A 12,943-nucleotide genomic window follows, 5' to 3' on the forward strand; every position below is an offset into this window, starting at 1 on the left:
GAGTGGCCTGGAGAACTGTCCCAAGGCTCAAGACGGGAGGGCCCATGATGGTATGTCAGACCGCCACGGGCAGGCTTTCCGAACTGTCCTGCCTGGGCGGCTGGGACCGTCCTCCCAGCATGTCCAGCAAATCTCGCTCGAAACGCATTTGGCTGCGAGGGCTTTCCAGCGCAGGCCCATCAATGACAAAAATATCTTCCACGCGTTCCCCCAGCGTCATGATTTTCGCAGTCTGAAGGTTGATTTCATGTCGGCTGAATACCTGGGCCAGGTCATGCAGCAGGCCGGGACGGTCGGTTGCGACCAGGCTCAGGCGCCAGGACTGGCTGCGCTCGTCGGGTTGCAGTTCGATATGCGGGCGTAGCGGGAATGCCTGCGAACGGCGCGATTGCCGCAGGTTGCCCCGCAACGCGCATGACGGCGCGGCCAAGTCCTCGTGGCGGCGTCGGGATAGCCAGGCCGTCAGTTCTTTCTCGACATGGCGAGCCTGGGCCTGCAGATCGTGTTCCGGAAAGGCGGACAGGACGATGAAGCTATCCAGCGCCCACCCCTGGCGTGTGGTATGGATGCGAGCATCCTGGATGCTGAAGTTGCTTGCGTCGAAATAGGCGCAAAGCGCCATGAACAGATCATTGCTGTCCGGTGTGTAGACCAGTATCTGCAAGCCTTCGTCCCCGGTGGCGGGGCGTGCACGCACAATGCTTTGGGCGTCGGCGATATGGTCATGCAACTGGATGGCATGCCAGGCGATTTCATCGGCATCGTGACGCAGGAAATAGGCCACGTCCAGTTGTTTCCAGAAATTTTCCCTGGCTTCTTCTGCGAGACCGGCCGCCTGCGTCATGGAGATCGCCGCTTGGCGCCGGCGGGCCAGCGCGGCATCTATATCTCCCGGGTCCTTGCCGCCCAGCGCTTCGCGGGTACGGTAGTACAAGTCTTCAAGCAACTTGCCTTTCCAGGCGTTCCAGACTTTGGGGCTGGTGCCCCGGATATCTGCCACCGTCAGCAGGTACAAGGCCTTCAGGCGCCGGACAGTACCGACTTGCTGCGCAAAATCGCGGATGACGTCAGGATCTGACAGGTCGCGCTTCTGGGCGACGGTGGACATCAGCAAATGCTGCCGGACCAGGAATTCGACCAGGTCGGCATCTTCGGCGTCCAGGCCGTGCTCGATGGCAAACCGCCTGACGTCACGTGCGCCCAATTCTGAGTGGTCGCCACCGCGCCCTTTGGCAATGTCATGGAAGAGCGCGGCAACATACAGCAGCCAATGACGGTCCAGGGTGGCGATCAGTTGGCTGGCCAACGGATATTCCTGGGCATGTTCTGCCATCGTAAAGCGCCGCAGATATCGGATGACAGCCAACGTATGCTGATCGACGGTATAGACGTGGAACAGGTCATGCTGCATCTGCCCGACGATACGCCGGAACACCGGCAGGTATCGCGGCAAGATGTTCAGCATGGTCATGGCTCGCAAGGCATGCACGATGCCCCTGGGCTGCTGCAGGATTTGCAGGAACAGGCGCCGATTCACGGGATTGCGGCGGTACTGGGCGTCTATACGGTCCCGGTTGTGCCAGATGGCGCGCAGGGTGGCGGCCGTCATGCCGTTGAGTTCAGGGTGCTGCTGCAGGCACAGGAAGGCGCGCAGCAGCAGGGCCGGCTTGCGCTCGAAAGCATCGTGGCGGTGGATAGCCAGGCGGCCATTCTCGTTGTCGAAGTCCTCGTCGATGGGCACGGAGACATGCGAGGCGGGCGGAAACAGCCGCTGCTCGATATTCAGCACCAGGATGGTGTTGAGCTGCGTCACCAGGCGCGCTGCCCAGTAATAACGCTGCATCAGGACTTCGCTGCCGCGCCGCATGCCATTGGGCCCGATGTTATAGACTTCCGCCAGCCTGGCCTGGTAATCGAACAGCACCCGGTCTTCACGGCGCCCTGCGATCAGGTGCAGTTCGATGCGCAGTTCCTTGAAGGCGAGCTCGGCGCGGCGCAGGTCGCGGGCTTCTGTGTCCGTCAACAGGCCGTTGCGGGCAATGGCGCGCCAGTTGTCGCCGAAGCCGCCGGCCTTGGCCATCCAGAGAATGACTTGCAGATCACGCAGGCCGCCAGGGGATTCCTTGCAATTCGGTTCCAGCGAGTAGGGCGTGTCCTGATAACGGCTGTGGCGCTGCTCCATTTCAAGCTGTTTGTCCTGGAAAAAGCGGCGCGGGTCCAGTTGCTGCTGAATGGCTTCTTCAAAGCGCCGCATCAGGCTGCGGTTGCCCAAAAGAAAACGGGACTCCAGCAGAGAGGTTTCGATCGTGATGTCGCTGGCAGCTTCCTTGCAGCATTCTTCCACGGTGCGCACGCTATGCCCGGGTTCCAGGCCAATGTCCCAGAGTGCAGCCACCCAGTGCGACAGTTTTTCCTCGTCTTCAGCGCTTGCCGCATGGGGTAGCAGCAATAGCAGGTCGACATCGGAAAATGGGTAAAGCTCGCCGCGGCCGTAACCGCCGACGGCAGCCAGAGCGGCATCGGCGGGCAGGGGGCAAACCTTTGCGAGTTGCCGCAAGCCTTGGTCCACGATACGCCGCAGTTCGTGCAGCAAGTCATCAGGACGGCGGTGTTCACGATAGGACGCGATGGCGGCGGCGCGGCGCGTGAGCAGCCGCTCCTTGATCTGGGAAAGGTCTGGCTGGGCTGGCATGATGGCAGGTTCCGGGCGCGACATGACTGCCATCATAAAGCAGTGTGGTGGCTAGCGCCGATCCTCGGTAGGCCTTATTTGGCGCGGGCGTGACAAATTGTCAGGTCCGAGGACGCCATCCACGGCCCCTCACCAATACGGTGCACGCGTTGCCTCAAAATTGTGCATTCAGGCCCAGATAGAAGGCGCGTCCCGGTTCATTATAGGTATTGGCGCCAGCCCCCCGGACGGCTGCGGTGTTGTAGCTGGTGGCATTGCCGAGACGATACAGGCGCCGGTCCAGCACATTCTTGATGCCCGCGGAGAGCGTGATGTGCCGGTTCCATTCAAATGAGCTGGCGAAATCCAGGATCATGTAGGCCTTGCGCTCGTCGCTGACCAGATCACGGGCATAAAAACCTTCCGATATGTTGTGCTCATTGAGTTGCGCTGGCTTTTGCGTGCCGTAGAAACTGCCGGTCAGGGACAGCATCAGCGCCGGTGTAGCCTGCCAGTTCAGATTGCTGACCAATGTATAGCGGGGCAACACGGCAATCAGGTCGGCGGCACGCGCCGCGTTGATGGTGTTATCCAGCGCGGCCGTGTAGTAGGCGTTGCTCAGGTCCTTGTCGTAGGTTTCGAAGCGATGCATGTAGCTGAAGGCATTGGTCCATTGCAGGCTGTCGGTGATGTCCCATTGCACGGAACCTTCCAGGCCTTCAAGCAGTGTCTTGCGGACATTGACCCAGCGATAGATATCAATGCTCAGTAGATCCAGCAGGCCGTCCTGCGTATAGGTATTCTCGGAATGGCGCCGGTTGGTACCGGCTTCGATGCGGTTACGGTAATCATTGCGGAAATAGGTCAGCGTGCCGGACAGGCGTTCCCCCTGATATTCGATCCCTAGTTCCATGTTGATGCTGGCCTCTGGCTTGAGCCTGTCATTGCCTTGAAGGAAGCAGGGTGAACGGAATACCTGCTCCTGACCGGAATACGAGCGGCGCTGCAAGTGGAAGCAGCCATTGCCATTGCTATACAGCAGGTAATTGGGATTGAGCTGGTACAGGTTGGGCGCCTTGTATGTCTGGCCGATGCCGGCATGCAGCGTCATGCCGCCGCCAACCGCCTGTTGCAGGTTCAGGGAAGGGCTGATGGCGCTTTCTATCAGGCTGTGGTGGTCGTAACGAATGGCAGGCGTAATCAGCATGCCGGCCCAGGGTTCGATTTCATCGGCAAGAAAGACCGACCATATCGATGCCGAGGTCTGCGGGCTGCGTTCGATATCGGGGTCAAACCCCGGGACATTGAAACTGAACTTCAGGTTCGCCAGGCTCTGGGACATGGATTCCGGGTCGTTGAGGCGGCTATGCTGATATTCAACGCCGGCTGTCAGAAAATGCCCAGTACCCAACAGGGAAAACGGCAGTGCCCATTCGCTTTTCAGTGTCGTTGTGCGCAAGTTGCTGCGGGTTCTGGAGGTCATTGCCTTCTGACTGATGCTGGTCGTGCTGGAAAGCAGCGAACCGGCGCCACCGCCGGCCAGGCCTTCGACGAGCCGGTCGATATCGGTTTCTTCCACTTGCAGGAAGCTGCGCACGCTGGCGCGCTCCCACTGGAGATCGTGGCTCAGGGCATAGGCTTTGCGCGTCGTGCTGTTTGTGGTCGTACCCAGCAGTTCGGATACGTCCGTGCCCATGTAATAGACCTGCTTGCCACCGTACTGGCTGTAGCGCGGGTCCTTGAAGCCGTCGATGACAATCTGTCCGTTCTGGATATTGTTGTAGGCGGCTTCCCCCGAGTAGAGGTTGTCCTGCCGGCCGTAGCTGAATCCGGCGCTGAGCGTTTGGCGCGCGGACGGACGCCAGCTCAACAGGATGTCGCCATCCTTGTTGACCAGGCCTTCGCGCCCGGCGGTAAAGGTTTTCACGTAGGAGTAATAGCCGGTGCGGCAGTGGTTGCCGTAAACATCGCAATGCGTTCCCTTGAGCAGCTCGCTGCGATCGCCTTCGTGTTCGCGGTTGATGTCCCAGGCGTCTTCCTCAATGCGGTTGTAATTGCCATAAAGACGCAGGGACAGGGAGTCGGTAAGGGGGCCCATCAGGCTGAAGTTGTAGCGCTGTCCATCGCCTTCCTTGCCATCCTGTGGCCGTGTCTGGGTCGTGGAAAGCGCGGTACTCCAGGTTTCGCCGGCTTTCTTTGTAATGATGTTCACGACGCCGCCGGCGGCACCATTGCCGTAGATGGCGGCGGCAGGCCCGCGTATCACGCGTATGGAGTCCACCATCTCTGCCGGTATCCAATTGGTGTCGCCGCGCGTATTGCGGTCCCCGCGCCAGCCCATGCGGACGGCGTTGCGGCTCAGGACCGGGCGTCCGTCGATCAGGATCAGGGTATTTTCCGGCCCCATGCCGCGCAGCGATATCTGCCGCTTGTTGCCGTACTGGCCCGAGGTGGAGGCTGTCGTCAGCGCCGCCCCGGGTTGCTTGCGGATGATTTCGGCCAGGTCGTTGGTCACCGGCATTTTGCGTATGTCCTGCGCGGATATGACCGACTGCCCGGTGGTCTGGCGCCGTTCGTACAGGCCTTCCACGGTGACGCTTTCAAGCTCGCTAACCGGGCTGCCGTTGGCAGGCGAGGTTGTGGTCGCGGCGTCAGCCGGTCTGGCGTCTGCATTCGGCAGGGGGGCAGGTCTGGCGTTTTCGTGCGTACCGGTTGTGGGCTGAGCCCGCGCCGGAGGCGCACTCCCGATCATCGCAGTAACGGCAGCCAGTGCGGCGAAGGACTTGAACAGGGGAAGGGCAGGAGGGAGCGAAGGCGTGGTGGATGGCATGATGGACCGGAACGTTTCTCAACTGGATTGCGTTCTTCATGCTATCGGAATAATGATTATCATCCAATCGCCATTGCGGCTTTTGTTCCTATCAGAATCCCGATATCAATGATTTCGGAAATTTCGATCAGGATTCCGATATGACCAAGTTTGGACAATGCCTGCGCGACGCCAGGCTGGAAGCGGGCTATTCGCAAAAACAGGCGGCCGATCGTGCTGGCATGGCGCAGTCCACGTTGTCTGCGCTGGAAACCGGCGAGCAGCCGACCTCGACCTTCATTCCGCGCCTGGCAACGCTGTATCGCGTTCCCATACGCTGGCTGCTCGATGGTGTCAGGAACGAGGAAGAGGGCGCCAGCAGCCGTTTGCCTCTGACACCGGAGCAGGATGACCTGCTGGATCACTATGACAGTGCGAGTGAGGCGCAGCGCAGGCTTGCACAATTGGTACTGCGCCGTTCAAAAGAACCTGTGCCCGAATGGGCCGAGCCGTTGGCTGGTATCGTGGATGGCTTGGTTGCTGCAGTTGAGCGTACATCCACGGGCAAGACGGAATAATCGCAAACCGATGGTCGTGGCCGGGCAGGTGATTGCCCGCCCGGTGCGCTATGGCGCCGGCGTGTCAGGCGACGACTGGCGATAGAAGGACATGCCAGGATGCACGGCATCTCCCAGCGACGGCAATTCGAAAGGCAGGGCTGGATCTTGGCCCTGTGCCCTCAGTATGCCTGCAACCGCCCACTGAGCCATGCCATTGAAGAAACCTTCGGCGTGGCCGAAATTCATGTATGGCAGCAGCAATGGCCCGGCCATGCGCAGCGCGGTATAGGCTTCTTCCGGGTCGTGGCGTGCCAGTTGCACGATTTCGTCGAACCAGCTTTCCCCTATGCCGTAGTGCACATGCCACTCGCCGGCGCGTTGGGGCACCATCCAGTTGATCAGCCGCCCGCCGGCATCGCGGCGGGTAAAGGACAGGTCATCCCGGCTACGTATCTGGCGACTGGCAACAGGCATGTCCAGCGCTTTCGCTGGTAAGACTTTGCGCTGGCAGGGACGCAAGGAGGGCGAAGAGGGCTTGATCATGAGGGTTTCTTTGCCGGAAGGAAGATAGGCTTGCCGCAGAGCGGCGCGAGTGGATGGCTGCATGGACGGCGGCATGGTTCAGGCTCTATAACTGTGTTTATGTCCAGTATATTTATGTTTGGCCGTCGGCCAACGCCGCCCCTAAAAGCCCGGAGTTTTCTCACCTCGTATTTGCGTTGAAGCGGCGAGTTTTCCCGTTTTTTGTTGGTCATCGTTTTTACGATTGGATTAATCAATCGTAATAATGATAATGCATTTCGTTGTGACGTCCGTAGGCCGGGTCCGCCTGCGGCTGGAAATCCTTTTGGAGAACTCGAAATGTCTTATTTCACCCGGTTGGCGCTTGCCAGTGTGGCGGCAGTGGCTCTATATGGCTGCGGAGGCGGTGGCGATAGTGATACTGCCAATCCTATCGGGCCTGGTACGGAGGAACCGGGAAAACCGGAACCAGAAGCACCTGTCAGTGTCGGTGCCTGCAAGAATGTCGTTGGGAATTGTGTCGAACAGCTGGGGGTGGGGGATCTCAGCAAGCTGGGGGATTGGACGTTGGATTCCTATATTAATCCGCCGAAGATTTCCAAGTGTGAGGATGATTGCACACGTGTGGCATTTTCTTCATCCAACAATGAGTTCATGCCAAAATCGTCCCATCATTATTCGGATGGCTATTTCGCCATGCCGCACCCTGCACTTCAGGAAGCAGGGGCAGACTATTTTTATGCCGTAGAAAATTCTTATAATAATCAGGATGCGGACGGAAAGCGGGAAATCATTGAATACGGCGGGATTCTGATCGGGTATCCACGGGCCATGAAAGAGTATCAGGAAGAAGAAGGTGTGGATCGTATCTACCTGACGATTCCTTTCGTAGTCTTGACTCAGACGCACCGTCACTTAAATACGAATCCCCGCCGTTACAAGGATGGATTTGCAGTAGATGAAGCCATGATCTTGAAAGGCGCCATTGCAGGTTATCCAGACGGTTATCCTATGTTTTTGCGAAAGTTTTCCCAGGGCAAGTGGGGGAGAATCAAGGATACGCTGAATTTTTCATCCCACAAAAATTATTCGGGGTTCATGATTTTTGGTTCGGATATTATCGAGGCTGTCAACGAATCGACCCCTCTCATGTGCCAGAACCGATATACAATTGGTAAGTCAGCTGCTACGACAGTGCATGATGACACCATGCAATGCCTGGTTCAATGGAAGCGCAATGATTGGTTTGCTATTAATGTTCCGACAAGTACTACCATCAATAATGCCGATGTTGCTGCTGGCGTATCAATATTGAAAGAATATATTGAGAATGCAGCAAACGACCCCAATACTGATCGTTATTTTGCATTCGTAGCAAAGTATACCGATGCAGCGGATTACTACGAATCCATCGCGAACGTGGATCAGCATAATCTGGCTTCTCTGGAGCACTTTGCAAAATATTATCACTGGGATTTAGCAAATTACATTGGTGTCACAGGTACAGCCAGACACTGGATGTGGTCTGTAACCAATGAGCTGAATCAACGCTATGACCCCGAACTGAGCCTGGCGCAAGGCCGGCTGGTGCCGCGGACGCACTAAGTAGATACGCAGACCCAGGCCGAAGGGCATTGGCCTTTCGGTGTCAGGCGCCGCTTGCTAATCTGGGCGACGCGGCGCACGGAGAATACACATGTTTCAGTTTCCCCAGTCTGGGCTTGCGCCGTCGCACGCCCGACGGCTTGGCGCGTCCGTAGAGATTTCTCCATCACCTTGCTTGAGCGTCAATGATCGCTTGCTGTCAGGCGTCAAATTACCCTTGGGCGCACTGCTGATTGTTTGCATGCTGCAAGCGTGCAGCGTCAGCGATCCAGAGAATAACGATCTGGCCATGGAGAGCTCGCAGTATGAGGGTTGGCACAGCGTCTTTGAGCCCAGGGATCTTTACGATGCCCAGGGTGTGGCGCGCGCTTACGAACTCAGCTTCGATGAAGAAGATGCAGGCCGTCCCATCGAATTTTCAAAGGCTGGCAGCGGCAAGGTAGAAGGCGTCCGGGAATATGCCGGGCTGCCGGGATTGGTCTATACGCTGTGCGGATCCAGTACCCGCGTCAACTCGACAACTGCCAAGCAGAACGCCATATTGGCCTATGGTCCGCCGATTGCCACGGGTGATTTGCCGCCGGACTTTACCTTGGCCGACCCTTTGCTGGTCAGTTGCGACGATGCGGCGGCCTTGAGCACCGAAGACAGTGGCTACCTCGGCCGCCGCATTACCAATGTTGCCGGCGTATTGAAATTCGGCAGTTATGCCATAGATGCGGATGGCCGTTATTCAGGCAGCTACGGTTATGAAAACCGCGGCCAGAACAGTGGGCATGTGCAGTTTTACCGCCATCCGCAAAGCGGCCAGCTGGCAGCCGTCATCTCCATGCATTATCTGGACAGGGGCAGCAGCAAATTCGGGCGTGTCGTGCTGTTCGACCAGGGGCAGGGCGCGCACAGCGCCGGTGTCAGTAATCGCTATACCAGCGGCTATCAATCCTGGAATGCACAGCTGCAACGCACCTTGCTGGATTATCACCCGGTGCTGGATGCTGACCGGCAACCATTGGGTTATATGCTGGAACACGCCATGGAACCCTTGTCGCCCACGCTGTTGCTCGTAGGGAGCGATGCCAGCTATGCCCAGGGAATTGCTGATATCGCGTATGTGGCCTGCAGCCAGCCGGCCAATCATTTGGTGGCGGACCCTGGCCAGCCTGCGCTGGCGGATAACCAGGTGTTCTATCTGCGCCATGCTCAGGCACTGGCGCCACAAGCGGCAGCTGTCGCTGATGCAACCCTGGCGCGTGCGCTGGATGGCTGCCAGCCCGGCAATGAGATGGCATTGCAGGTGAAGGTAAGCAACCAGCGTACGCAAGTCCTCATTGGTCAGCAAAAAAGCTATGACGTTGCTGAGGACGGCAGCTTCGGAGATGCCGCTGCGTCTGGCAAAGTGCGCCTTTTCCATAACCGGCAAGGCCATTTGCTGGCTCTATACCGCTACCGTGATGCTTCAGGCAGCCATGTGGGGCTGCGTACCAATGCACCCGGTGAAATCGTGTCCACCGATTTCACCCGGACGCCTCATTGGCATTCCGTGGAGGCAGACGGCAGCAGCAAGCCTTACGCGGCGGCACGGCGCTTCAACAAGCTGGCCTGGTTCCGGCCCGAGGATGAGACAGGTCAGTTCCGCCGGGTGACACGCAGCGTGGCCTACAAGGATGTGGCTTTCGCTGTATGCGACATGGACACCATGATGAGTGACTGGCCGCTTGAAACCGACGGCCTGCTGGATGCCAATACCACCTTTCTGCTGCACGATAGCTTGCGCAAACTGGACGCGGCTGGGCGGCTGGGGCGTAGCACCAAGGATGTCCAGCATGTGATGAATACCTGCAACCGGATAACGACCAACCTGGATTTGACCTTTGAGGTCGCAGATGGTGCGGTATATGCCGTGCTGAGCGGCCTAGGCTCCAAACTGAAAAGCCCCATAGATGCCCAGGGCAATTTCAATCGCAATGGGCTTTCGGGCCACGCAGATTTTTATCTGGATGACGACAACAGCCTGGTGATCGCCTATGCCTTTCATCTGAATGACAAGGCAGGCGGTAAATCCGGCCGGGGCATCGCCCTGGAAAGCCCGGCGGCCGCCCATGGACAACAGAATGCCGTCTGGCAGCAGGCAGATGGCCCGTGGGCCAGGACGCTAACGTCTGGAAATAGTTATGTTGCGCTGGCGCATGCCAGTGATGCTGCGCCGCTGAAAACTCGTACCGGATGGCCAACGCGCATCAACCGATATGCGTATTTGCCGCGGGACGTCATCGCATGGCAAGGAGTTGCAGGACAGGGCTACTTTCTATGTGAAGACTATTTCTATGTAGATGGGGCATACCGCAATAGATATACCGGAGACTTTCATCCTGGTTACAACATGGACAATGCCGCTGAGTTTCGTCGGAACAGGCCACATCTGGTCGTGCGCGGGCTGATCGTGACGGGCGAGGTCCAGAATTACAGACTCGCCGATTTGACATTCAACGATTTTGAATTGACGCGCTCGGTGCAAGCCTGCCGGCATGAAGAACACCTGGCTGCGGATGCAGGTGTCCAGGCCTACGGCTATGAGAACGGTGCGTTTTATGCCCGTAACCATCAGGGGGTTCAAGCGGGCGGCAATCGCGGCTTTTCCTTCGCCAGTGGCTGGGGCGAGGGCGGACATGCCGATTCCGCCTTGTTCCTGACCGATACCAACGAAGCTGTCCTGGCGTATCGCTATTACCTGGATTCGAACGATGAATCAAAAGGGATCGCGTATGGTCTGATGTTCGGTTCTGACGCCAGGGATGCGCCTGTGGTGGGATCGGACTGACCGCCTGTTGGGCATCTCCAGCAAACCTGGTGCACATGGAAGCAGGCTTGCGACTGCCAAGCCTGCTTCTGACGGCAAGGCCATCTTATTAAAGTAAATTCTTTAATAACCTGCCTTGTATCAGTGTCTTCGAATATTTCAGGTTTATAAAATGATAAAAATACGACTCATTGTTATTTTTATCTATATCGGCATCCCCCCGCCTGACGGATATCAGTCGGATGCCATGGCAGTAGCCGCAGTCCCGTCGGCGGACGGAGTCAGGCCCGCCTGTTTCCCGGCATGGTGTTATCTCTCTATGGAGCAGTCATCATGAAGGTCGTGAATTACAAGGCAGTGGTTCTTTCCGTATTGGCAGGCTTGCTGGCGGCAGGTGGCGCCCAGGCGGGCATTACCAAAGTAGGCAAGGTCTATTCTGGTGCCAAGCCGGCGGATAAGCCTTACCAAATGGTGCACGTGGGCAGTGAAGTAGGAAATGGCATGGGGAATGCCGTCTATGTCGCGTTTTTTGCGACGCGCGCGGATGATCCGGGAAATACGGCTCCGCGGCTGGACCGGACCAATGTTCTTCAGCCAGCGCCGAATACGGAGGAGGGCTTTGCGTATGACATTACCGGCTATCCCGCCTTCTTGCGCATTCCGGACAGCGCCAACGATGCCAGCCAGACGCAGCTATGGGCATTTCCGGCATGCGCGCCGTATACATTGCCAAGCAGCGAGGAACGGCAGGACTTCCTGACTGCCGTCAGTGAGCTGGAGGACGAAGGCCCTATCAGCTCAAATTGGGATGCCAGCACCTGGACAGCCTTTCTCCAGCCACTGCACGGCTTGGACTACTCCGCCAGCCGTGGCGAACTGGTTGGCGGCCTGACCTTCCTGGGCAAAGTCCTGCGCTGGAACTTGAACTCGCCCGGAACGATGGCCAGCGCCAGCGGCGTATGCAACCCGGACTCCCTGGCCGTCGGGCAGATCACCCGCAGCCGGCTGATCAAATACAGTCCGGATAGCGCCAAGGTCATTGCTGCCTTGCGTGGTAATGAAGAGGATATTCATGATCCCAACGCATTGCTTGAACTCAAAAAATTCAGCCCAGATCTGGTCGATGGCGCGACGAATTTGTTGAACTCCAGCGTCGCCCCGGTCATTCCCAATGCGACCAGCGGTCACGCGATCTATGTCACGCCTCATGCCACTTACACCGGGGGCAGTGGCTTCCGGCGCATTACGCTGAATAACGGAACGCCTGACGATATCGTGGATTTCAGCTTCGCATCGGGCAGCGCGCCGATCAAGCCCGTCAGCTTCCTGAATATGGTGGTGCAGGAAAATGCCAGCGGTGAACCGACGCGCATCTATGCCTTGAACAGCCGCGATTGGGACCCGGACGAATTGATGACGGTTCCGGATGATCCCGATGCAAGTACGCTGGCTGCCTACCAAAGTGCTTTTGCAACGGCTGCGGCGGCATTCGGTGCCGGCTTGTACATCTATGATGTCAGCGCCTACGACCCGGTCAATCAAGAATATGTCCTGACCAAAGTGACGGATATTCCTGCCGTGCAGCCGGTAGAACTGGTACTTGATGGCAACCGCCTGTTCTTCAATGACCGTATCGGGCAGGAGATAGTGGAAGTGGATGTCTCTCTGACCATGCCTGCCAGGGTCGGTGCGCTGGCAACGGAATGCCTGAGCAGCAATCTGATCAAAGGGGCGGGCAATACCTTGTACCTGACCTCGATCTGGTCAGAGCAACTGTACAGCGTCGGCGGTACGCTCAGTGGCGCCGCATGCAACGCCGTTGAGAAGTACAGCTACACCACTAACTGATGTTGACATGCCCCAACTGGTTACCAATAAGGTAGCCAGTTGGTGTTGTTGCTCGACCACCATGTGTATGTCGTACGGTTGGGCGCAGGCCCATTCCGTACGGCAGTGGTGGCGTCCATGCAATGGGGCCG

7 protein-coding genes are annotated in these 12,943 nt (G+C 57.8%); 4 read left to right on the forward strand and 3 right to left on the reverse strand.

Going from position 1 to position 12,943, the window contains the following annotated elements; translation table 11 throughout:
- Positions 1–55: 55 nt before the first annotated feature.
- Together ACEW7X_RS08575 and ACEW7X_RS08580 are read right to left on the reverse strand one after the other, a co-directional pair.
- Positions 56–2,692, reverse strand: a complete 2,637-nt coding sequence (locus tag ACEW7X_RS08575) for a [protein-PII] uridylyltransferase (RefSeq protein ID WP_420177900.1) — start codon at positions 2,690–2,692, stop codon at positions 56–58.
- 154 nt (positions 2,693–2,846) lie between these two features.
- Entirely contained in the window at positions 2,847–5,501 is a 2,655-nt protein-coding gene (locus ACEW7X_RS08580) for a FepA family TonB-dependent siderophore receptor (protein WP_420177901.1), read from the reverse strand.
- A 140-nt stretch (positions 5,502–5,641) separates the two neighbouring features.
- On the opposite strand from ACEW7X_RS08580, the gene ACEW7X_RS08585 reads away from it, so the two are divergent.
- Positions 5,642–6,058: a helix-turn-helix domain-containing protein gene (locus tag ACEW7X_RS08585; RefSeq protein ID WP_420177902.1), complete on the forward strand. Its 417-nt coding sequence runs from the start codon at positions 5,642–5,644 to the stop codon at positions 6,056–6,058.
- Positions 6,059–6,106: 48 nt separating this feature from the next.
- Here the strand turns inward: ACEW7X_RS08585 and ACEW7X_RS08590 are convergent, their stop codons facing one another.
- Complete coding sequence (locus ACEW7X_RS08590; protein WP_420177074.1) at positions 6,107–6,583, reverse strand: hypothetical protein; 477 nt, start codon at positions 6,581–6,583, stop codon at positions 6,107–6,109.
- 318 nt (positions 6,584–6,901) lie between these two features.
- Here ACEW7X_RS08590 and ACEW7X_RS08595 point away from each other — a divergent pair, with 318 nt between their 5' ends.
- The 3 genes from ACEW7X_RS08595 to ACEW7X_RS08605 all read left to right on the forward strand — a co-directional run bounded on the left by ACEW7X_RS08595 (position 6,902) and on the right by ACEW7X_RS08605 (position 12,812).
- Positions 6,902–8,167, forward strand: coding sequence for a hypothetical protein (locus ACEW7X_RS08595; protein WP_420177075.1), 1,266 nt, complete (start codon positions 6,902–6,904; stop codon positions 8,165–8,167).
- 289 nt (positions 8,168–8,456) lie between these two features.
- Positions 8,457–10,985 carry a hypothetical protein gene (locus ACEW7X_RS08600; protein ID WP_420177076.1) on the forward strand — a complete coding sequence of 843 codons (2,529 nt, stop codon included), beginning with the start codon at positions 8,457–8,459 and terminating at the stop codon, positions 10,983–10,985.
- 312 nt (positions 10,986–11,297) lie between these two features.
- Entirely contained in the window at positions 11,298–12,812 is a 1,515-nt protein-coding gene (locus ACEW7X_RS08605; protein WP_420177077.1) for a hypothetical protein, read from the forward strand.
- Positions 12,813–12,943: the final 131 nt, after the last annotated feature.

Source organism: Kerstersia gyiorum, assembly GCF_048595715.1.
GTDB classification, from domain to species: domain Bacteria; phylum Pseudomonadota; class Gammaproteobacteria; order Burkholderiales; family Burkholderiaceae_B; genus Kerstersia; species Kerstersia gyiorum.

Coding starts and splice junctions, on each gene's coding strand:
- ACEW7X_RS08580 (WP_420177901.1), bottom strand. CDS start 5,501: ATGCCATCCACCACGCCTTCGCTCCCTCCTGCCCTTCCCCTGTTCAAG.
- ACEW7X_RS08600 (WP_420177076.1), top strand. CDS start 8,457: ATGGAGAGCTCGCAGTATGAGGGTTGGCACAGCGTCTTTGAGCCCAGG.
- ACEW7X_RS08585 (WP_420177902.1), top strand. CDS start 5,642: ATGACCAAGTTTGGACAATGCCTGCGCGACGCCAGGCTGGAAGCGGGC.
- ACEW7X_RS08595 (WP_420177075.1), top strand. CDS start 6,902: ATGTCTTATTTCACCCGGTTGGCGCTTGCCAGTGTGGCGGCAGTGGCT.
- ACEW7X_RS08575 (WP_420177900.1), bottom strand. CDS start 2,692: ATGCCAGCCCAGCCAGACCTTTCCCAGATCAAGGAGCGGCTGCTCACG.
- ACEW7X_RS08605 (WP_420177077.1), top strand. CDS start 11,298: ATGAAGGTCGTGAATTACAAGGCAGTGGTTCTTTCCGTATTGGCAGGC.
- ACEW7X_RS08590 (WP_420177074.1), bottom strand. CDS start 6,583: ATGATCAAGCCCTCTTCGCCCTCCTTGCGTCCCTGCCAGCGCAAAGTC.